A 21,415-nucleotide genomic window follows, 5' to 3' on the forward strand; every position below is an offset into this window, starting at 1 on the left:
GGCTTAGCTCTTCTTAAAAACAAGTGAAAAATTATTTGCGGGCATCGGAATGATTTCTGGTGCATTGAAGCCTTCTGCCATGGCCAATTCGGTAATGGTTTCCATATCCCGTACCCCCCATGATGGGTTGCGTGACTTTAAGGATTGGTCAAAATCAGCATTTGACTGTGATGTATGTTCGCTGTTCTGTTTGTATGGCCCGTATAAAAACAGAATACCATCCTGCTTTAAGGCTGTTCCTGCATGCCTGATAAGCGCCTCTGTAACACTGAAAGGCGCGATGTGAATTAAGTTAATCGCACAGATTGCCGTTAAGTCACTGTCATATAAGAGCGGGATTTTCTCATCCAGAATATTAAGTTTTTGTGCTGGTCGGATGTTGATCGTTTCTGATCTATTTGCTGATAAAGCGTGGTCACGCCATGCATCAATACTAAGAAGGTGATTTTCTTCAATGTCAGTCGGTTGCCAGACAACCTGACCTAATGACGGTGCAATATGATAGGCATGTTCACCCGTACCGCTTGCAATTTCGAGCAAAACACCTGTGTTAGGTATATGCTTTTGGAAAACGTCTTTAAGGATATCCCGGTTTCGCGCAGTTGCAGGGGCATGCAGGCGTTTATCACCCATATCGTCAGGATTAAAGAAGTTTGCCATAATGGTTAGCTTTTGCTGCGCCCACGAAAGTGGGAGATCAGGAAGATAGGAACAACAATCGCAGCCCCAAGCATCATGTATTCAAGCCCTGAGCCAACAAGCCATGACCACAAACCGGCTATCTTGTTCGCAATCCACCCATATATATCGCCCGGGCTTGCCTTAAATTGATAAAGAACAAAACCAACCGCCAGGCTCCACAGAGCAAGTTTAATAATTGTGCCAGCGTCAATACGTTTAGATGCCATTTAATGATCCAATCGACTAAGTATGCCTAGGATAAACCGAGAAACTAATTCTGCCAACCGTCAGGTAATAAACTGGTCAAGCAGGAGGTTTTATCTGCGGGGTTGCCCTGTCTGTCACGGGTTTTAAGGCTTTCTGATTTCAGGTTACCATCTGAGTTCTCTCTCAGGATCACCTCAAGGACACATGTTGAACTTTCATAAAGGAAAACTTGAATATTCCCGTCTTCCCGTTTGAGGTCAGGGATGCCCATCAGATTCTCGATCTCACGCGGGTTCAGGCCAGCAAGCGTATTGATATCAGGCAGGGCGCTACTTTCCTCGATAATAGGCTGTGTCACCACATTATTGATGATTGGGGTGTCCTCAGCATTAGTTTGTGCGTTATCGGCGGTGTTACTTGCTGCACTTGTATTAGCGGCACTTGGGTTAACGTTTGTTGCCGTGTTGCTGCACGCGCTCAAGATTAATATAAATGCACCTGCGATGATGGAACGTGTTGGTACAGTATTCATGCGTGAAGCAGTGTAGGGCATAATCAGATTGTTTCCTTTTTAAGGTTCAGGTTTTTGTCTTCAGCAAGAAACTGGAATATATGTGTCATTAAAGCTGCACCAACAATAGGCGCAAGTAAATTCAAAAATGGAATTGTGAACATGCCGGCAATTGCAAATCCGGTGATAAAAATTGTGCCGCTATTTTCTTTGCGAAATATATGAAGGGGTCTACGTGTCATATGGCGCATACCGACCATTTCATAATATTCACGGCCTAACAGAAACCCGTTAATCGTAAGAAATAATAATAAGGTTCCCACACCTGCGGTCAGGGCAAAAAGGATAAGATAGGGGATAATAGCAATGATATTCACAACGATTAATATCAGCGTCAGCTTTAGGCCGGAAACTATCGCCTCTGAAATCGGAACACGCCGGGTTGCCTTACGGTGGGGGTAATATTCATCTTCGACGGCGTCAGCGATTTGGTCCGCCATTAAGGACATTACGGTTGTTGCAATGGGTGGGAACAGGACATAGCTGGCAAGGGTTGCAAGCATCGTAAAACCACCTGTATCTATCCATTCAAAACCGGTTTGATATTCCTTTGGCCAAAATTCATATAAAGAATAAATCAAAGATCCCAAAACAAGAATTGCCGAGATAATCCCGATAAAAAAAACGGTTCTGAATTTTGGATGCAGTAACTGCGCCCATGTCCGATTGAAAGCCGTGACAAGCATTGATTTCCTCCGTCGTTGCGCCTGTCGTTGATCGTTTGCAGGCTTTATGGGAACACATAGGTATTTTCCCGCTCAGTTACAACAATCAGTTTATTATAAACTAGGGGTCGCTATCTTGCTTTCAATATACTAAAGCTTGGGTTTCATGATTGAAATGGGATAATTGTCCAGAAATAAGGGTATTCTATGGCCGCAAATACAACAAATTTATCAGAAAAAGCCAAGTCTGGTGTTTTATGTATTGGAAACGCAATTGTTGATATTATTGCGCGTGTTGATGATGCATTTCTTGCGAAGCATGACCGAATTAAAGGGTCAATGATGCTGGTTGATGCTGACACATCAGCAAGTATTTATGCCGATATGCCACCGGCTGTGGAGCATTCTGGTGGGTCTGCGGGCAATACAGCTGCAGGTATCGCATCCTTTGGTGGTGATGTGGCCTATATTGGTAAAGTTCATGATGATCAGTTGGGTGCGGTGTTCACCCACGATATTCGTGCAATTGGTGTTTCGTTTGATACCAAGCCATTGACCGAGGGTCTTCCTACAGCAACGAGCATGATTTTGGTAACCCCTGACGCTGAACGCACAATGAGTACGTTTTTGGGTGCCTGCGGGCAGTTAACGGTGGACGATATCGATGAAGCAACCGTTGCTGGTGCAGAGGTTACATATTTCGAAGGCTATATGTGGGATACGGATAACCAGAAAGCTGCGATTTTAAAGGCGATGGACTATGCTCATGCAAGCGGTGGCCTGGTTTCCATTTCGTTGTCGGATAGTTTTTGCGTTGACCGTTTCAGGGCTGAATTTCTGGAATTGATCCGTGATCGTGTCGATATATTATTTGCCAATGAAGACGAAATTAAATCGCTTTATGAGGTCGATAGTTTTGATGAGGCATTGGAGTTACTGCGCCCGCACGTAAAGGTTGGTGCCTTAACCAGAAGTGCCAAGGGATCTGTTGTTGTCGCAGGCAATGAGACAATAGTGGTGGAAGCCGAAGCAGCAGACGTTTTTGATACCACAGGGGCGGGCGATATGTATGCCGCAGGCTTTTTGTATGGTTACACAAATGGAAGGTCGTTAGAGAATTGCGGTAAATTAGGAAGTCTCGCTGCGGCGGAAGTTATATCGCATTTGGGCGCACGCCCTGAGGTTAGCCTTCATTCGCTTGCTATAGAGAAAAGCCTGTAGCAGCTTGAATGGGAGCGCACGTATATTAAGCCCAAGGATTCTTGGGCTTTTTTTTGTTTGATGTTTTCGGCGCTGTAGTTTGACCGCTATTAGGTATGCCTGAAGTGCCAAACGTGCCCTGGCGAGGTGCTTCCTGCGGTCTTTTATATTTTGCCTTGATTGGATCATAGTCAGCGTTTGAGTATGTATGTTTTCCCTTCATTTGGTTCAGCCGTCGGATGCGTTCTTCCATATTTGGGTGGGTAGAGAACAGGCTATCGATCGATTTTCCTTTTAGTGGATTGACGATAAATAAATGGGCGGTTGCAGGATTATTTTCTGCGCGTGCGTTTTGGGTTCTACTGGCGCCGTCATGTAATTTCCTGAGCGCATTGGCGAGGCCTTGAGGGTTTCCGCAAATTTCAGCGCCTGTTTTATCTGCTTCATATTCACGTGCTCTGGAAATTGCCATTTGCACGAGCATTGCTGCCACAGGGGCCAAAAACATAACCAACAACGTTCCGATAATACCAAGTGGATTGTTTCTATTGTCACCAAAGAATAGGGCGAAATTCGCTAACATTGATATGGCACCGGCGATTGTGGCCGTGATCGTCATTGTTAGTGTATCGCGGTTTTTGATATGAGCTAACTCATGGGCCATAACCCCCTCAATTTCGCTGTAATTCAAACGCTCTAATAGGCCCGTTGTTGCTGCAACTGCAGCATTTTCAGGGTTTCGTCCCGTCGCGAACGCATTGGGTTGGTTGCTCTCAATAATATATATTTTCGGAACCGGCAGGTTAGCCTGATAAGAAAGTCGTTCGACCATTTGGTGCAGTTCGGGAGCGGATCTTGCGTCAACCGGGCGAGCGCCGTGCATTTTCAGAACCATTTTGTCTGAGTTCCAATAGGCGAATATATTCATCGCACCGGCAATGAAAAATGCGATGACAATCCCACCGGACCCACCCAACAGAAATCCAACGCCTAAAAATAAAGCCGTCATGGCAGCCATTAAAAGAGCGGTGCGGAATAGGTTCATTGTATCCTCTTGTCTGCGTGGTTTGTGTATTCTGCTATTATATATGGATGCAAATTGGGGAAATTCCAGTCTGTTCAAAACTGTTGATCGTTTACAGCGCACAGTTAGTCGGTTTTCCCGTTGGTTTTCAATGGGCGTATGATAAGGATTGAGAAATTTTAATGGTGCAGACTTTAATGAGTTACGAGAAAATACAATGGCATTAGCGTCCAGAGATAAAACCATTCGTTTGGTGCTCGTTTTTTCCTTGCTGACAGGTCTGTTTGCATTGTTACCCTATTATCTAACGATTGAGCTTGGCCTGAGGCGCTATTATGTGGCGCTCTTGATGTGGACGCCTGCTTTAGGCGCTTTCGCCACATGCAAGATTTATAAGATTAGAATTTCTGACCTTGGATGGAAATGGCCATCCCTTTCCTTTAATTTGTGGGCTTATGTGTTACCTGCAATTTATGGAATAATCGCATATGGGATTATCTGGATCAGCGGGTTTGGTGGCTTATTTGATCATGGTTTTATCAAAGAACTGGGTAGCCTGTTTGCGCTTTATGGTTGGAGTAAATCATCAACCCTGATTTTTGGCATCATTATGCTAAGCACCGTTGGTATGTTATGGAATCTCATCACCTCGCTAGGGGAAGAAATTGGTTGGAGGGGATTTTTAACACCTGTTTTGATGGAACGGTTTTCTTTCCCGGCCACGTCGATCATTACTGGCTTACTTTGGTCACTGTGGCATATCCCTTTGATTTTATATACAAATTATAATGCTGGACCATATGATCTGCATATACAGTTGATTAATTTTACCCTTGGGTACATTGGCCTGTCATTTATCATGACATACCTGCGTGTGCGTTCTGCAAGCGTCTGGCCTGCGACAGTCTTACATGCTGCGCATAACACCTTTATTCTCTATATCTTGCAGCCGATGACCGTAAAATATGAAGGCACTGCGTTTTATGCCGGAGAGTTCGGGATTGTAATGCCAATGGTGCTGTTGATTTTAGCGGGATTTGTCTGGTATCGTTACAATCAGAAATCACAATCTGTATAAGGGATTATAGGTTTGTCTGATACTGAAAAAGAAGCTGGTTTTGAAGCTGAAGCAGGCGATAAGGCTGACAGCAAAGAAAAGAATACCAAACTACCTAAAGAGATTGGAGGGCGTGAGGGCCCGGAACCAACCCGTTATGGGGATTGGGAAAATAATGGAATAATTTCCGATTTTTAAATAGCAGCTAGGCTATATCAAATATCATCCACACGGTTAATCCCAGCGCGTTCCAATAACGCCCGAAAATCTAAAAGTGCAATGGGTCGCTCTGCAGCCGGTAAGTCAATTATAAGGCCCTCTGTAAATCCGGTTTGTTTCATGTAAAGACGGACCTGCTTTTCCGCTTGTTCACGGCAGTCGCCCTCAGTGAAGTAATTTTCCGCCAACATGGTCAAAAGCTTCATCGCTTTATCCTGAATTTTAATATTCAGCTGATGAACCTTTTTTAAAATCTGGGTGCTATCCATGATCGTACGGCAGAATTTATCAAGTTCTTCAGATATTTTCCGGCGATGCATTTCAGAAAATTCAGTTTTCAAAATTCGCGCTTGTAAATCAGCAAGTTTAGGCATGCAATGCAGAGGGTTTTCATTCAATCCCATAAAAATGGTTTCGTAATCCGGGCGTGACAATATCGGCAGAATAAAGTTTGCTAGTGTCCGCTTGTTACTCGCCCCTAATGTATGTTCTTCTATATCCAGTAAGGTATTGATTTGTTCAAATGGGCATTCAATTTCGTATAGAATTTCCCCAATGGTCTGGCTGTTAATTAACCGTCCCATGCGGGTGTTGATAATGTCTTCTATATCTTCGAGGATATGATCCTCGGTTTCAAAGGACACAAGCAAATCTTGAAGGGTTTTGAGCTTCTCAATTTGCGCGTTCAAGCCGTTATTATTGATAGGTTTGGGTTCGGTGATTTCGTGTTTTAGGCGCTCTAATAAAACGTGTCTGGTTGCGGGCAGTTTTTTCTCTGAAATAAAACTGTTTATCCTGAGGACATCATCTGAAAATTTTGCCGAATGATTGGGTGTATCGACCAGATTAAGGTTACCGCTTTGCAGATACACTAATTGTGAGAGAAACGGCCCTCTATCGTCTTCATTTTTTGTGCCTAACATTTGCACAATTAGGCCAGGGTGCAGTAAAAATTCACTCAGTAATTGATCCAGCGCTTCCATGACCCAGTATGGTCTGGACGGGGACAAAAGAACTGCAATGCGGCCAAATTTATCACTAAGCGTTAATGTTGGTTTGATATAATTTGTAATGGCAGATAACAGAAGGAAAGTCCGATTGGCCCGTTCTGATAGCGATTGAACCAGCGGGTTCAATTTGCCAGCGTCAAGTGAAGGGATATCGTCTTGAGCCTGTTTCATAACGGTCACGGCAAGTTCAATCACCTTATAAAGCTTTTGCATTCTGCTTTGGATGGAGTTTTCTTCGTCCTCAAAGGTAACAGCCGTTCTTTGAACAGCATCCTGAAGCTTATTTCCTTCATTATAAAGCTTGTAATAATGCTCTAAATTATGCAGTAGCTCGGTTGGTGTTATTTGCCATAGGGTTAGCGTGTTATTCAGAAGGTCCCAAATTGATTTTCTGCCATCTATACTATAGAGATCATTGGGGCTGAGGCAGGGCGCAATTTGTCCTGTTTTATCATATTTGGATTCTTTTCGGTTGATACCGCGACTGAAAATTTCAACCGATGAAAACTGTTTTGATTCCTGATCAAAACTTTCTTTGATTACCCTAATGCCAATATATTGGCCGTTTTTCCATATTTCCTCAGCATCATTCAGCGCAACTTCGCGTGTGTTCCTAACCTCGAGAATTGCCCAGGTGCGAACTTGTTTAACAAGAATCTCATAATGTGTTTTCTGTGTAATCGACAAATGTGCCTCCCGGACCACAATAGGCTACTTAACGTACGCCTTTACGCCAGCGCAGGATGGTGTCGTTAACAAATTCGTCGGGGCCATCAATATCGCTGCGCCAGCTATTGAGGAAGCTAGGGTCATTACTGGCGGGTCGAAGGTGTTCTTCAAGGAAATCCAATTGCAGGCGTAAGGGGCAGCCCACGCCTTCACCTGCAACAATACATTCGCGGTTTTGTAGTGTCGGGAGTGCCGAGAGAAGGCTACTGGTTCCCTCAGGCATAGCATTTTCAACAAACGCCCGGTCTTGTTCGTTATTCATGCGCATTGACAAAATCGTACCGCACTGGGATAGAACCGCTTCTGACAAGTCAGATGGCCGCTGTGATACGAGGCCAAGCGAAACACCATATTTTCTGCCCTCTTTTGCAATGCGTTCCAGTGATTTTCTCGCGGCTTGAATCCGGCCGTTTCCATCAAGCCGAGCATTTGGGACGTATCTGTGTGCTTCTTCACATACGAGTAAAATAGGGTTTGTAGAACTGTGTTTCTGACTCCACATAGAAAAGTCAAATATTAACCGGGATAACAAAGATACAACAACATCTACGATTTCACTTGGAACCCCTGATAAGTCTAATGTGGTAACAGGTCGGCCATTGGTTGGAAAACGCATTAGTTTTGATACCGTCGCAGACAATGTATCCTGGACCAGCAGGCCTGAAAACATGAAAGCAAACCTTTGATCTGATCGCAGTTCTTCTATTTTATTTCGAAGCCTGAAGAAAGGACTGAGGTCTTCGGCTTTGTCCAGTTTCCCCATCTCATCATCGATGATTTGTACAAGTTCAGTCAGTTTATAGGGAATAGGAGTATCAACAGTAAACCGTGATAAAGACAAGCTCGGTGCTGAGCGTTTTCGGGCGCCGAACAGGCACCGTTTCAGAATATCAATATCACTCTCACGGCCCTCTGTGTTTCCCCCGATTAAAAGTTCAACATGTTCCTCGAAATTCATCAACCAATAAGGCAATGAGAAGTTTTCAGTTGAAAGGTGAACGCCGTTATCAAGGAATGCCCGTTCATACTCATTGTGTGGGTCAAGGATGATAATATGCGCAGCTGGTGAAATATCTGTTAGTCGGTGCATCAGAAGGGCAACAGTGCTTGATTTACCTGTGCCGGTACTTCCAAGAACAGCGAAATGCCGCGATAACAAGGTTTCGGCATTCAAACCACCGGGTGTGTTTTCGCTGGGGAACACCGTTCCCATTTTGATAGTGCCCTCGTGCTTCGGGGCGAAAGACGCGTCGAGGTCAGCATCGTTAGCTGCATATACTTCACTTCCGGGCATCGGGAAGTGACGAACCCCGCGCGAAAACCCGCTTCCGCTTAATTCACCGAGCAAGTCAACAGTTAAGAGAATTGTGTCATCAGCGTCCATACTGGTTTGAACGGTTTGGACCGTTCCATAAATATGACATTCTTCTACGGGTACCTTGATCACAGATCCAATTCGGCATGATTTTGCCAGTTGTCGGGAATCGATCTGGTCAGAGTTAACAGCAACAATCAATGAAGATGTGCCGACATTGATGATCGTACCCAAGCGCCCTTGTTCAAGAGGTGTTGCATAGCTATCGTTATATGTGTTTGCTTCCTGTTGCATGTGCAAAAAGTCCATTATCTTCTGATATCTTGATCAGGCGTTTTAAATCGTTGATACAGTTTGCTTCGGCTAAGCTTAAAAAGTCTTTAAATTTCATATGTTTTTGCTATTTTTGGCGCAATTATTTAAGGCCTTTATCCATGAATCTCAGTTTTGTGCGCAAAAATTCCCGATTTTTGCTTTTTGGTGTTTTGATCAGCGTCTTTTCGAGCTTTGGACAAACGTATTTTCTCGGCGTTTTTCGGCCTGAAATGATGCGGGAATATTCACTTGATAATAGTGAATTTGGATCTTTGTACCTCATCGTTACGCTTGGCAGCGCGGTGGGATTAACGGTATTTGGCCATTTGATCGACCAGAAAGATTTAACACAGTATATCCTCTCGCTTTGTCTGGCTATTGCCATAGTCTGCTTTGGCTTTTTATTTGCCGGTCCATTGTGGGCTGTGTTGATCCTGATGCTATTCATCCGCCTCTTGGGTCAGGGATTAATGAGCCATGCAGCCATGACCTCAATGTCGCGCTATTTTGACTCCAATCGCGGGGTTGCCATTGCGATTGCAGGTCTGGGAATTCCTATCGGACAATCAGCCTTTCCCGCATTTGCCGTCTACTTGATGGACATGATGGTATGGCAAAATGTTTGGGCGATATTTGGCTGCATTTTTCTGGTGGTTGGTGTGCCATCGATTTGGTGGACGTTAAAAGGCCATAAGGCAAGGCATCGAAATTGGTTAGAGCGTCAAAATGCAACAGAAACTGATGATTTAGGATCAATAAATTCGTCAAAACGCAGGGACGTGATCAGAGATTACAGGTTTTATCTTATTTTACCGGCACTTTTGTCGGTGCCGTTTTGGATCACGATGGTTTTCTTTTTTGCAGAGACAATAGCGTCAGATAAAGGGTGGAGTTTACAGCAGTATACAGCACTGTACTGGGTCAACGCTATTGGTGCTGTCACGTTGCCTATCTTGACTGGTGCATTGGTGGACAAGTGGGGCGGGATTAAACTACTGGCTTTGTATCCACTTCTTCTCGCGCTTGGCCTTTATGTTGGAACTGTGGCAACTACGGAATTGGGGATTGCTGCATTTATGTTTCTGATGGGGGCAACAGTGGGTGTCGCGATGCCTGTTAACAATGCAATGTGGGCAGAACTTTATGGTACGCGGTATTTGGGGCAAATCAAATCACTTAGTGCTTCAATAGCTGTTCTATCTACTGCTTTGGCCCCCTATTTAATGGGTGAACTTTTAGACCGGGGGCACCTGATAACAGATTTGATCCTTATGGGTGTGGTGACCACTCTGCTGTCATGTGCTCTGGTTTTGCCGGTTGTTATTGGAAACCCTCAGAAAACTTAGGGTTTCTTTTATTGCAAAGCATAGGTATATGCATGCTCAAAGAAGCCACATTTCACAATCATACAAAGAATATTATATAAATTAGAAGGAAACTCGGGCAATGGGTTATAAATTGAATAAGGTGGGTTGCATTGCTGCATCTTTATCGTTTGCCTTGATTATGTCACCGTCCAGCATGGCAGATGTCCCAGAAGGCATTAAAGGCCTGTTATCAACTGCAGCAACCAACGGCGATAAAGCAACATTTGATATTGTTTTTAAAACTGCTGTTGATACGTACCCTGACGAGCGTATCAATATTCTAGAGTTGGTAAAGTCCATCAACCCTGCATGGCTGACGAATGCTCAGGCGCAAGAGCTGGAAAGCATAGAAGCAGCAGCGATCGCGGCAGAAGAGGCCTCGAAAGCGCGCGGTATATGGTATTATCTTGATCCTGTTTTATGGAACGGTCAAATTCAGGTTGGTGCGAACAGCAGCTCGGGTGATACGTCGCAACAAGCAGGTAATATCGGACTTAGTTTTAATCGTAAATTCGGTACTGATTGGGAACATGGTTTCCGGTTCAATTTTGATTATGCACGCCGTGACGGCGAAACGGTTCAAGAGCGCTTTGTTGGTGTTTATGATGGTGTATGGCGCGCTTGGGAAAAAGGCTTTGTTTCAAACTTTACCCAGATAGAGATCGATCGCTTTTCCGGGTTTGATTATCGTTTAACGGAAACGTTGAGTATTGGTTATCAGCTTGTTGATAATGATAGACATAAGTTACGCGTGGAAGTCGGGCCAGGTTTCCGTCTGAACCGTGCTTTTGCTGTTTTGGATGATGATGGGAATATTATTACGCCAGCTGATAATCAATCAGAACTTATTGGTCGACTATCGAGTACATATAACCTGAAGCTTAGTGACGCTATTACATTCAGTGACCAAGCTTCAGCAATTTTTGGTACTGAATTTACGTCGCTTCGCAATGTGGCGCAGGTTTCGACAAAGCTAACAGATAGTTTGGCACTTAGATTGTCGTTTGAAGCAAATTACGACTCTCCGGTGCCAGAGAATACATCTTCCTTCGATACAATCAGCCGTGTCAGCGTTTCCTATGATTTCTGATTACGGTCATTCACCGATCAGATGACATATAATATTTCTGGTGTGGCCGGATTTTCGGTGTTCGGCCACATAAATGCCTTGCCAGGTTCCCAACCCTAAACGGCCATTCACTATGGGTATATTCAGCGATACGTCTGTCAATGCAGCTTTGATATGCGCGGGCATGTCATCTGGCCCTTCGGAGCTATGCCTATAGAGCGTAATGTCCTGAGGTGCTAAGCGATCAAGCGCATCCGTAAGGTCGTATTGCACATCGGGGTCAGCATTCTCCTGCACCGTCAGGGATGCGCTTGTATGTTGGATAAAGAGGGTTAGCATGCCCGTTACAACCGACTGAGGTTGCAACCATGCCTCAACGTGAGCAGTGATCTCATATAACCCAACACCTCTTGTGTTTACATTTAAGCAGGTTTGTGCTTGCTGCATGAAATGGGTCCCGATGATTGTTGGGGGAACGGTAAAAACTTATGATCGGATTTTTATGGTTCGCACTGAGATTTCTGGTTCAGGTCTAAGCAAATTAATATGCAATAGGCCATTTTCCAGATAAGCATCTTCAACATCCATGCCGTCGGCCAATACAAATTTTCTCATGAATTGGCGGGCTGCTATGCCTCTATGCAAATATGCGCGTTCCGGTTCTGCTTGTCTTTTGCCGCGGATAAGCATTTGATTATTTTCAATGGTAATCTCCAGGTCATTTTCTGAGAACCCAGCGACAGCCAGCGAAATGCGGATCATATTTTCATTGATATGCTCTATGTTATACGGGGGGTAGCCTTCGTTAGCGCTTTTGCTAACGCTGTCCATTAATTCTTCGAGTTGATCGAAACCCAGTAAAAATGGACTATTGAATACTGACATGCGTGTCATAGAGCTCTCCCCACAATAGGCGATGATAATGTGACTATTCTTGGTCTTAATGTTCCAAAATTGGCAACAGAACTATAATGTGGGGATCGTGAATGTGTGTTCAAGAGAAAACGGGAATATTCTTGTCAAATATTCCCGTTTTACTGTTTTATTCTGAACTATCTTGTGAGGGTAGTTTGCCCTCTGTTGGCTCAGGTGGCCTGATCCAACAATCGGTGCCTCGTTCTTTCAGGGCAGCACAGATTTCACGTGCATGCGCGATAGATTTAAGCGGGCCCGCATTCAGGCGATAGTAAAATCCTTTTGGACCATCTTCATTGTTTCCGTGATCCACTTCTGATCTGCGCGGTGGGATATCTTTCAAGATATCGCCGCTTTGGCGATACAAAATGGTCCAGCCACGCATTAGATTTTTAATGGTTCTGTAGGCACCAATCTGTAGGGCCCAACCATCTGGCTCAACAAGCGGTGGGATTGTTGTGAGCTCATAGTTTGAGCGATCTTCTTCTGGCTCAGGTTCGGGCTCAGGCTCCGGAGTGGGTTCTGGCTCTGGCACTGGTTCTGGTTCCGGCTCGTCTGCAATTATACGTTTTGCCGCTTCTTGTCTGTCCTCGGTATCCACAACAACAAGATTACCGGCTTCGCTTGATGTCCATTCAGGGTCAATTGTACCGGTTACAAGCGCGCGCATGCGTTGGTTGGCTGGCATGCTCATAATTGTGCGGTAAAATGTAAATGTTTCCTGAACACTTGCTGGGTCAAGGTCAAGACGAGCAAGGCGGAAAGCATCACCTTCTCTGTCCGCCATTAGGTAAGCCATAGAAAGGTTTTGTCTGTCACGAGGACTTCCCCCGCTTGCGATGATCGGCTCCAATAATTCAATCGCCGCTTCTGCTTGACCGCTTGCCGCAAGTACGAGCGCTTTATTCGACAGGCTTGTTGTGTCACTGGTGTATTCAAACGCACTTAAAGCGGCCTCTGTTTGGCCGAGTGCAGCAAGTGCAATACCGCGACCAGAGCTCGCACGACTTTCCCCGTAATTGCTGGCTTCACTAAAGGCAGCAAGGGCTTCGTCAAACCTTCCAAGGGCAAGCCATGAGCGACCAACACCGTACCATGCTGGTGCATGTGACGCATCTTTATCAAGTGCTTTGGAATATACCTTGGCAGCTTCTTCGTGCGCACCGAGTTTTGACAAGGTTTCGCCGAGGGAATACAGATTTTCCGGAGTGCTAGAGCTTGCAGCCAAGGAACGATAAAGAGGAATAGCAGCCTCTATCTGACCGCTTTCGACAAGGTTGTCTGCAACGGCTTTGATACCGCCATCAGGGTTTTGGCTGTCCTGAAAGGTTAAGGATTTTGAATAGGGTAACTTCAGGTCATCAAGAGTATTACTGCTTTGCATACTACAGGCACCAATAGCCAAAATGCTTGTGCTCAATAATAGAATACGTGCATTATTAAGAGAGAGTAATTTCATCATCATGCCTGTCTTGTTTTGCCTGTTTCTTGCTTGATTCGATTGTTAAGCCCGAATCTTTTTTCACATATACCACCTAGGATAAACGCTAGTTATGAATGAACCTTTAATGCCCAAAGGGTGTTTTACTAGCAATTTATTAAATTTAGAGTAAAGTCACGCTCAGGGGCTTTAAAAATGAACGTTAGTATAAAAAAAACTATAGGTGGAATAGCGGGATTGGTTTGTCTTGCCGCCGCGTATTCAAGTGCTCTTTTGGCGTTTGAGCCCAAAATTCAGCAGTCAAAGGTGAATGTGCAAGCGGCAGATGTAAATCATGCGCTGATCATGATCAGGCAAGGGTCTTTTAATGAAGGTTCTGAAACCCTCCGTGCATTAGGAAACTCGGGTAGCGCGGAAGCATATTTCCATCTTGGGCAAATTCATCGTCTTGGAATTCAAGGTGAAAAGTCAGATGAAGTTGCCACTATGTATTATCGTTTGTCCAATGAACTTGGTCACAAGCGTGCCGGCATGATTTTAGCGAATCTTCTATTTTTTAAACCAAACCGAACCGCCTCCGAGGAAGATGAAGCTATTAAAATTTGGCAGGACCAAGCGCTCATAGATGATGCAGAAGCTCAATACCTATTGGGTACGGTTTATTGGAACGGTGATGGTGGCTTAGGACCAGACCCAATACGTGGTTATGGATTAATTTGGCGTGCCAGCGAGCTCGGTCATGGAGAAGCCAAAGCGAGTGAAGTTTTGATGGCATCAGATTTATCATTCGAAGCCCGTCACCGTGCGCGCCTATATGCAGATAACCTTCGTGCAGAAGGATTTGAAGCGACGCCTTTGGAAATTGAATTGATTTTTGATGCAATCGCGACTGCTGCCGGTGACTTGGCACCTGCTGACGATCATAAGCCATGGCAGATAAATGTTGGGTTTTCACACAGCAATGATCGACTACCTTCCTATAAAGCACTTCTGGAACAAGATGTTGGTGCGTATTTGGAAGATTTAGAACAGAAGGTGGTTCAAACCCAGTCTGGTCAGTTTCTGGTGACATATGGACCCATCGCTTCATTGGATCAGGCTGTGTCACGGTGTGTGTTTCTAAAGAAAAAAGGGTACGATTGTAGCGCGGACATAGTACAAAAAACCCCACTAAAATAGCGGGGTTTTTCAGATTATTAGATTGCTTCTAGCTTAAAGGTCATCCACCCCGCATATGCAATCCAGCTCAGAGCGCTGCTTTTCCAGATATGTTGCTAAGGCACTTTCAACAATTTGTTTCTGAGACATACCTGATCTTGCTGCCAGAACTCGTAATGTAGTGTTGAGGTCTTTACGAATACGGATCGTTTTTCTGGCAACGTCATCAGAGTTTGTTGTAGCAGCTTTTGTAGTTAATTTTTTGAAAGTCGGCTGAGGTTTTCTCTTGATTGCTTTCTTTGTCTCTTGCTTAACTACTTCAACAGGTGCTGACACGATGTTTGCCTTTTCTTCCGCTCGCTTGGGTGTTTGATTTTGTGCGGCGAGACGGTGTGTTTCCTCGAGCAACTCAACAGCGTCGTCGTTTTCAAACCTGAATGGGGTTGAACTTGGCTTGAAAGAGCTTGGCTTCGCGTGACCTTTGCGAACCAATAATCCGGATGTAAGTGAAGCCATTGCCATTTTAAAATTCCTAACTCAGTAACTGTTAACCAGCGTAATGCGTTTCTGCCCTGTCCTCTGAATGAATCTCATGCGAGGTAATGCGGCGTCCAAAATTGGCTTTGGGAAGCGCGGCTGCTTTGAATGTTGCTTTAACAGGCAATCTGCGAACGCGGCTTTCGACGTAAGCCCATAGTTTTTCAACTTCTTCTGCACTCTTACCGCCGCCATCAACTTCCATAACGGTTCGGCCATCAATCATGCTTGCCGCGAAATCCTGGCGGTTATGAATGACGATCGGGGCAACAGTACCGTGCTGTGATAAAGCAATCGCTGCCTCGCCAGTGAGACGTGCGCGAGCAGTTGCGCCGTTCACGACAAACAGTAATGGTTTGCCAGCGCGCTCCACAAGGTCCACGGTTGCACCGGCTGCGCGAAGATCATGCGGGCTCGGTCTCGTTGGGATTACTACCAAATCGGCTTTACTGACAACCGCCTGGATTGAACGTGTGATAGCAGGTGGTGTGTCGATAACAACCAGACGAATCCCTTGCTCTTTCAGATGCTGAAGATCTTCACCAAGTGACGCAATCGTTGTTTGAACAAAAGCGGGGTTTGGGTTTTCTCGTTCATTCCACCAATCAGCGAGTGATCCTTGTGGGTCCGTATCAATAAGGGCTACAGGTCCGACGCCGGCTCTTTCTGCTGCAACGGCGAGATGACCTGAAAGAGTGGTTTTGCCTGATCCACCTTTTTGAGATGTAACTGCTATTATACGCATTTTATTTTCTCCATTGGCCTCACTATTGTGGTGTTCTTTTTGAACTTTTGGCCTTCTGTCAAAAATCAGTATGCGGGGATTGGTTAAAAAATACCTTAAAGCTAAGATAAAATTTTATCTAACCTTGTAAAAAGTACACTTTTTTCGTGAAAATAAAACGGATTACGGTGAGGTAGAGTATATATTTCAGGTAATCATATTTTTGACATTTACATGTCCTTTAATATTCACGTGCATTCAAATATATATATAGTAAAGCTAATAAATCTGTCGAAAACTGCCGTAAGGGAAGTCATGAAAATGCGAATGTTTGTAGCCTGTATAGTATTCAGTCTTGCTGTTTTTTTGAATTTTACAGGTACTTTGTCTGCGCAAGACCAAATTCCCAGGTATGGCTATAAAATTATCAATAGTTTTCCCCATGACCCTAATGCCTTTACTCAGGGATTATTGATCGAAAACGGCGTTTTATACGAGTCTACAGGCCTTTACGGCGAATCGTCAGTTCGCCGGGTTGCACTTGAAACTGGTCAGGTCGAGCAGAAGTATAATATTTCCCGACGCTATTTTGGTGAGGGCATAGTGAACTGGAAGGATAAGCTCTTTGTTTTATCATGGCGTAAGCAAACAGGTTTTGTTCTTGGTAAAAACACTTTTCGAGTAGAGCGACAGTTTCATTATAGAGGCGAAGGTTGGGGCATCACTCAAAATGGTGAACACCTGATCATGTCTGATGGTACTAATAAATTGAGATATCTAGACCCGGAAAAATTCAATGAAGTCAAAGAGATCAGCGTAACGTTTGAAGGGAATCCAGTTCAGAAGATCAATGAGCTTGAATGGGTAAACGGTGAAATTTTCGCCAATGTATGGCAAAGTGACCTTATTTTGAGAATCGATCCTGAAACCGGAGCGGTCAAGGGCATCCTTGATTTGACGGGTATTTTACCTGACGGGACAGTGCCTGATAGACGGAACAATGTTCTCAACGGTATTGCTTATGACGCAGATACCAACAGATTGTTTGTAACAGGAAAAAAATGGCCAACCCTGTTTGAAATACAGATTGTTGAGCAATAATTTCTTTAAAGCATTGATTTATAATAATTTTTATTGGACAGCGTTGTCCATTTTAATCCTGAATGACAAGATGTCACAGTCACCAGTTTTTTGACAAAAGTCAAATTATTGGCCTCGCAGCCCTCGTACTATTAGCCCAAGTTTGTAAATTTAATTGGCAAGGGCTTAACGGGTGGAATTTTTCATTCAACATTGTAGGATCGCATTTGAGAATAATGGCAGCATTGTTGTCTCCTTGTTCCTTGGCGGCCTGATTGGAAGCCTAACACATTGTTCTGTCATGTGCGGGCCTCTTGTCTTTGCTCAATTAAAGCCTGATGCTAAACCAAAAAACTCCATCCTATTGCCTTATCATTTGGGACGAATAGTAACTTACGTGGGGTTAGGTGTTGTCGCCGCTGGTTTCTCACAGTTTCTTGTGGGAACCGAAATTCAGCGCCTTGTTGCTTCTGTTCTGCTTGCTTTGGCGGGGCTGATTTTTTTGTTTCATGCTATTCCGGCCTTGAAACAACGATATAAATTCCAGTTGCCCAATGGGTATGTGAATTTGTTTCAAAGAGCAACAGGCCGAGTTTTACCTGTTTTATTGAATACTACGCATGCTCCATCGCGGTTCCTGACCGGAGTGTTGCTTGGTTTTCTTCCTTGCGGTCTTGTTGTTGCTGCGGTTATGGCGGTTGCTGCAACAGGGGATGTTTTGACCGCAGCCATCGGTATGATGGCGTTTGGAATCGGTACTGTTCCGATTCTTGTCTCTATAGGTCTTGGCGCGGAGATGATGAAATCGCGTTGGCCAAATCAAACGAAAATAGCCTCCACCTGGGCCATGGCATTCAGTGGCCTGGCTCTGATGGTGACTGGCTATGGTCTTCTTACCTCGGGGTTAACATTATGACCAATACTTTGGATAAACCAATTTACAATGATGACATTGTTAAGCTGTTTACGCTTGCAACAGTCTTTTGGGGGGTTGTTGGTTTTGCTGTTGGGGTGTTTATTGCACTCCAGATGGCATTTCCTGCGCTCAATATCGGTGAATATTTAACATTTGGACGATTGCGGCCTTTGCATACATCAGCGGTGATTTTCGCCTTTGGTGGTAATGCTCTGTTTGCAACCAGTTATTATTCAGTGCAGCGTACGTGCCGGACGCGGTTATGGAATGATGGCCTATCGAAATTTACATTTTGGGGCTACCAGTTCTTCATCGTAATCGCGGCACTTGGCTATGTAACTGGTGTTACACAGGGTAAAGAATACGCAGAGCCTGAATGGTATGCGGACCTGTGGTTGACTATTGTGTGGGTTGCCTATCTGGTTGTTTTCCTGATGACACTCAAAAATCGCCAGGAACCGCATATCTATGTAGGTAACTGGTTCTTCCTTGCATTCATCGTAACGGTAGCGGTTCTACACATAGCGAATAACGTTTCTATCCCAGTTTCCCTATTGAGCTCAAAAAGCTATCCACTATGGGGTGGTGTTCAATCAGCGCTTATTCAGTGGTGGTATGGCCATAATGCGGTGGGCTTCTTCCTAACCGCTGGTTTCCTAGGTATTATGTACTATTTTGTACCCAAGCGTGCAGAGCGCCCGGTTTATAGTTATAGATTGTCAATCTTGCACTTCTGGTCCTTGATCTTCATCTATATCTGGGCTGGCCCACACCATCTTCATTACACAGCGCTTCCTGATTGGGCACAAACACTTGGTGCAACTTTCTCAATCATGCTTTGGATGCCGTCTTGGGGTGGTATGATTAACGGTATGATGACACTGTCTGGTGCTTGGCATAAACTTCGCGAAGACCCTGTACTGCGTTTCATGATCATTTCGCTTGCTTTCTACGGCATGAGTACGTTTGAAGGTCCGCTAATGTCTATCAAGACTGTGAATGCGCTTAGTCACTATACAGACTGGACTATCGGACACGTTCACTCTGGTGCATTGGGTTGGGTTGCCTTCATCACTTTTGGTGCCATCTATCACCTTGTTCCAGCGCTCTGGAAACGCAAAGAGCTGTATTCAATGCGTCTGGTAAACATACACCTTTGGATCGCGACAACTGGTATCGTTCTTTATATCGCAGCAATGTGGGTATCAGGTATTCTCCAAGGGTTGATGTGGCGTAAGTACGATAGCATGGGCTTCCTCGAGCATAGTTTTGTCGAGACTGTAATGGCTATGCATCCTTTCTATCTTATCCGTGTGGGTGGTGGTTTGTTATTCCTCTTGGGGTCACTGATCATGGTCTACAACATCTATCGCACTATCAAGGGCGACTATGAGCACGCTGGCGAACCAGCAGATGCTGCCGCAAATACTCAGGAGATGGCACATGCTTAAGCATCATGAAAAACTTGAGAAAAACTCTATCTTCTTATTAATCTGTACTGTGGTTGTCATTTCAATCGGTGGATTGGTAGAGATTTTGCCCCTCTTTAAGGTGGAAACTACTATCGAACCGGTGAAAGGCATCAGGCCATACACACCTCTTGAGCTGGCTGGTTATAATGTATACCTGCGTGAGGGTTGTTATAATTGTCATAGCCAGCAAATTCGTCCACTCCGCGATGAAGTAGAGCGCTATGGCCACTATTCGCTTGCGGCGGAAAGTATGTATGACCATCCATTCCAGTGGGGTTCTAAACGGACTGGCCCGGACCTAGCGCGCGTTGGTGGTAAATATTCTGACGAATGGCATATCGAGCATATGATCAAGCCTCAGAATCTTGTACCTGAGAGTATCATGCCTCCATACCCGCACCTTGCGGAACGTGTTCTGGATCTTAGTGACATTGGCACAGACATGAAAGTCCTCAGAATGGTAGGTGTGCCCTACACTGATGATATGATTGCCAACGCTGTGAATGACGCATATGCGCAGTCTAAGGCAGACAGCGATAACCTCGATGGTCTTTTGGATCGTTACAGCAAGGTCAATTATCGGAACTTTGATAATCAACAGGTTACGACAGAGCTTGATGCTTTGATCGCCTACCTACAGGTATTGGGTACGATGGCTGAATTACAGGACTACAAGCCTGCAAGCCCAACATCCAGCACAGGAGGATCAAATGATTGATTGGTTAGCGGCAAATGCCGGAGTAACCGGCTTGATGTTCTTCTTCACAGTCTTTCTTTGCATTGCGTTTTGGGCTTTTCGTCCATCCGTCAAGCAACAGATTGAAGACTATAAAAATATTCCTCTAACAGGGGACGAGAAATGAGCTCAGAAAATAGAAAAATTGATGAAGCAACTGGTACTGAAACTACAGGGCACGAATGGGACGGTATCACCGAATTGGATACACCTATGCCTCGTTGGTGGTTGATTGTCTTCTATGCGACGGTCATTTGGGCGATTGGTTACTGGGTTGTGTATCCAGCGTGGCCTACATTCTCTGACACAAACGAACGTGGCGGCACGATTGGTACCTCTGAATGGACGCAGTACAAACAGTTAGATGAGAGCCAGTCAGAAATTATTGCTCGTCGTGCTGAGTATCAGGGGCGTTTTGATCAGGCGAGTTTTGATGAAATTTTGAAGTCGGAGGATTTATATGCTTTTGCCCTTGCGGGCGGCAATTCTGCCTTCAAAGATAACTGCGCGACTTGTCATGGTACAGGCGGTGCCGGAGCACCTGGTTATCCTAACCTTAATGATGATGAATGGTTATGGGGTGGTACTGTTGGTGATATCCATCAGACAATCCAGTACGGCATTCGCTCTGGTAATGATCAGGAACGTTTCTCAGAGATGCCGGCCTTTGCTGAATTATTGGCTGCTAATGAAGTCGAATCAATTGCTGACTTTATCGTAGCCAAAGCATCACAGCAGTCACTTCCTGATGAAGGACGTCAATTATATCTGGATAACTGTGCAACGTGTCACGGTGATAATACCCAGGGTGACCGTGAATTTGGTGCTCCCAATCTCTCTGATGCGATTTGGCTCTATGCTGATGACCGTGCGGCAATTGTGCGCCAGATTAAAAATCCCAAGCATGGTATTATGCCTGCATGGGAGCATCGTCTGAGCCCAAGTACAATGCGTCAACTAGCGATTTATGTTCATTCGCTAGGTGGTGGTGAGTAGGAAATAACGAG

24 protein-coding genes are annotated in these 21,415 nt (G+C 44.8%); 12 read left to right on the forward strand and 12 right to left on the reverse strand.

Annotation, left to right across the window (positions count from 1 at the left end):
- Window positions 1-3: 3 nt before the first annotated feature.
- From KFF44_RS01355 to KFF44_RS01370, 4 genes are read right to left on the reverse strand one after another with little or no spacing between them, the layout of a single operon-like run.
- On the reverse strand, window positions 4-660 hold the full coding sequence (locus KFF44_RS01355; RefSeq protein ID WP_255936421.1) for a DUF938 domain-containing protein: 657 nt from the start codon (window positions 658-660) through the stop codon (window positions 4-6).
- A gap of 5 nt (window positions 661-665) precedes the next feature.
- Window positions 666-908 (reverse strand): DUF6460 domain-containing protein, encoded by a 243-nt coding sequence (locus tag KFF44_RS01360; RefSeq protein WP_255936423.1) that lies wholly within the window; start codon window positions 906-908, stop codon window positions 666-668.
- 44 nt (window positions 909-952) lie between these two features.
- Window positions 953-1,441, reverse strand: a complete 489-nt coding sequence (locus tag KFF44_RS01365; protein WP_255936425.1) for a hypothetical protein — start codon at window positions 1,439-1,441, stop codon at window positions 953-955.
- 2 nt (window positions 1,442-1,443) lie between these two features.
- Complete coding sequence (locus tag KFF44_RS01370; protein WP_255936427.1) at window positions 1,444-2,145, reverse strand: EI24 domain-containing protein; 702 nt, start codon at window positions 2,143-2,145, stop codon at window positions 1,444-1,446.
- Window positions 2,146-2,331: 186 nt separating this feature from the next.
- On the opposite strand from KFF44_RS01370, the gene KFF44_RS01375 reads away from it, so the two are divergent.
- Complete coding sequence (locus KFF44_RS01375; protein WP_255936429.1) at window positions 2,332-3,345, forward strand: adenosine kinase; 1,014 nt, start codon at window positions 2,332-2,334, stop codon at window positions 3,343-3,345.
- A gap of 25 nt (window positions 3,346-3,370) precedes the next feature.
- Here the strand turns inward: KFF44_RS01375 and htpX are convergent, their stop codons facing one another.
- Entirely contained in the window at window positions 3,371-4,369 is a 999-nt protein-coding gene (htpX, locus tag KFF44_RS01380; protein WP_255936431.1) for a zinc metalloprotease HtpX, read from the reverse strand.
- A 196-nt stretch (window positions 4,370-4,565) separates the two neighbouring features.
- Between htpX and KFF44_RS01385 the strand changes: the two genes are divergently transcribed.
- Together KFF44_RS01385 and KFF44_RS01390 are read left to right on the forward strand one after the other, a co-directional pair.
- Window positions 4,566-5,426, forward strand: coding sequence for a CPBP family intramembrane glutamic endopeptidase (locus KFF44_RS01385; RefSeq protein ID WP_255936433.1), 861 nt, complete (start codon window positions 4,566-4,568; stop codon window positions 5,424-5,426).
- 12 nt (window positions 5,427-5,438) lie between these two features.
- Complete coding sequence (locus KFF44_RS01390; RefSeq protein ID WP_255936434.1) at window positions 5,439-5,603, forward strand: DUF1674 domain-containing protein; 165 nt, start codon at window positions 5,439-5,441, stop codon at window positions 5,601-5,603.
- Between the two features lie 17 nt (window positions 5,604-5,620).
- Here the strand turns inward: KFF44_RS01390 and KFF44_RS01395 are convergent, their stop codons facing one another.
- The gene (locus tag KFF44_RS01395) at window positions 5,621-7,321 is read right to left on the reverse strand and encodes a hypothetical protein (RefSeq protein WP_255936435.1); all 1,701 of its coding nucleotides are present in this window, start codon (window positions 7,319-7,321) and stop codon (window positions 5,621-5,623) included.
- A 28-nt stretch (window positions 7,322-7,349) separates the two neighbouring features.
- On the reverse strand, window positions 7,350-8,987 hold the full coding sequence (locus KFF44_RS01400) for an ATP-binding protein (protein WP_255936441.1): 1,638 nt from the start codon (window positions 8,985-8,987) through the stop codon (window positions 7,350-7,352).
- Between the two features lie 125 nt (window positions 8,988-9,112).
- Here KFF44_RS01400 and KFF44_RS01405 point away from each other — a divergent pair, with 125 nt between their 5' ends.
- Both KFF44_RS01405 and KFF44_RS01410 read left to right on the forward strand, forming a co-directional pair.
- Window positions 9,113-10,339: an MFS transporter gene (locus KFF44_RS01405; RefSeq protein ID WP_255936443.1), complete on the forward strand. Its 1,227-nt coding sequence runs from the start codon at window positions 9,113-9,115 to the stop codon at window positions 10,337-10,339.
- 100 nt (window positions 10,340-10,439) lie between these two features.
- On the forward strand, window positions 10,440-11,450 hold the full coding sequence (locus KFF44_RS01410; protein WP_255936444.1) for a YdiY family protein: 1,011 nt from the start codon (window positions 10,440-10,442) through the stop codon (window positions 11,448-11,450).
- Window positions 11,451-11,456: 6 nt separating this feature from the next.
- Here KFF44_RS01410 and KFF44_RS01415 read toward each other — a convergent pair whose 3' ends face one another.
- The 3 genes from KFF44_RS01415 to KFF44_RS01425 all read right to left on the reverse strand — a co-directional run bounded on the left by KFF44_RS01415 (window position 11,457) and on the right by KFF44_RS01425 (window position 13,809).
- A complete protein-coding gene (locus KFF44_RS01415) occupies window positions 11,457-11,876 on the reverse strand; it encodes a secondary thiamine-phosphate synthase enzyme YjbQ (protein ID WP_255936446.1) in 420 nt (139 codons plus the stop codon).
- Between the two features lie 39 nt (window positions 11,877-11,915).
- Window positions 11,916-12,323, reverse strand: coding sequence for an Hsp20 family protein (locus tag KFF44_RS01420; protein ID WP_255936448.1), 408 nt, complete (start codon window positions 12,321-12,323; stop codon window positions 11,916-11,918).
- A gap of 148 nt (window positions 12,324-12,471) precedes the next feature.
- A complete protein-coding gene (locus tag KFF44_RS01425) occupies window positions 12,472-13,809 on the reverse strand; it encodes an SPOR domain-containing protein (protein WP_255936450.1) in 1,338 nt (445 codons plus the stop codon).
- A 171-nt stretch (window positions 13,810-13,980) separates the two neighbouring features.
- Here KFF44_RS01425 and KFF44_RS01430 point away from each other — a divergent pair, with 171 nt between their 5' ends.
- Window positions 13,981-14,964, forward strand: coding sequence for a tetratricopeptide repeat protein (locus tag KFF44_RS01430; protein WP_255936451.1), 984 nt, complete (start codon window positions 13,981-13,983; stop codon window positions 14,962-14,964).
- A gap of 33 nt (window positions 14,965-14,997) precedes the next feature.
- On the opposite strand, the gene KFF44_RS01435 is transcribed toward KFF44_RS01430, so the two are convergent.
- The gene (locus tag KFF44_RS01435) at window positions 14,998-15,465 is read right to left on the reverse strand and encodes a hypothetical protein (RefSeq protein ID WP_255936452.1); all 468 of its coding nucleotides are present in this window, start codon (window positions 15,463-15,465) and stop codon (window positions 14,998-15,000) included.
- A 25-nt stretch (window positions 15,466-15,490) separates the two neighbouring features.
- Entirely contained in the window at window positions 15,491-16,225 is a 735-nt protein-coding gene (locus KFF44_RS01440) for a ParA family protein (protein WP_255936454.1), read from the reverse strand.
- A 300-nt stretch (window positions 16,226-16,525) separates the two neighbouring features.
- Between KFF44_RS01440 and KFF44_RS01445 the strand changes: the two genes are divergently transcribed.
- From KFF44_RS01445 to ccoP, 6 genes are all read left to right on the forward strand, one after another.
- Window positions 16,526-17,305 (forward strand): glutaminyl-peptide cyclotransferase, encoded by a 780-nt coding sequence (locus KFF44_RS01445; protein ID WP_255936455.1) that lies wholly within the window; start codon window positions 16,526-16,528, stop codon window positions 17,303-17,305.
- 172 nt (window positions 17,306-17,477) lie between these two features.
- On the forward strand, window positions 17,478-18,200 hold the full coding sequence (locus tag KFF44_RS01450) for a sulfite exporter TauE/SafE family protein (RefSeq protein ID WP_255936456.1): 723 nt from the start codon (window positions 17,478-17,480) through the stop codon (window positions 18,198-18,200).
- Complete coding sequence (gene ccoN / locus KFF44_RS01455; RefSeq protein ID WP_255936457.1) at window positions 18,197-19,651, forward strand: cytochrome-c oxidase, cbb3-type subunit I; 1,455 nt, start codon at window positions 18,197-18,199, stop codon at window positions 19,649-19,651. The genes KFF44_RS01450 and ccoN overlap by 4 nt, the downstream gene beginning before the upstream one ends.
- Window positions 19,644-20,390 carry a cytochrome-c oxidase, cbb3-type subunit II gene (gene ccoO / locus KFF44_RS01460; protein WP_255936458.1) on the forward strand — a complete coding sequence of 249 codons (747 nt, stop codon included), beginning with the start codon at window positions 19,644-19,646 and terminating at the stop codon, window positions 20,388-20,390. Before ccoN ends, ccoO begins: the two co-directional genes overlap by 8 nt.
- Window positions 20,383-20,535, forward strand: a complete 153-nt coding sequence (locus KFF44_RS01465; RefSeq protein WP_255936459.1) for a cbb3-type cytochrome c oxidase subunit 3 — start codon at window positions 20,383-20,385, stop codon at window positions 20,533-20,535. The genes ccoO and KFF44_RS01465 overlap by 8 nt, the downstream gene beginning before the upstream one ends.
- Window positions 20,532-21,404: a cytochrome-c oxidase, cbb3-type subunit III gene (gene ccoP, locus KFF44_RS01470; RefSeq protein WP_255936460.1), complete on the forward strand. Its 873-nt coding sequence runs from the start codon at window positions 20,532-20,534 to the stop codon at window positions 21,402-21,404. Before KFF44_RS01465 ends, ccoP begins: the two co-directional genes overlap by 4 nt.
- Window positions 21,405-21,415 lie beyond the last annotated feature (11 nt).

Source organism: Kordiimonas sp. SCSIO 12610, assembly GCF_024398015.1.
Taxonomy (GTDB): Bacteria; Pseudomonadota; Alphaproteobacteria; order Sphingomonadales; family Kordiimonadaceae; genus CANLMI01.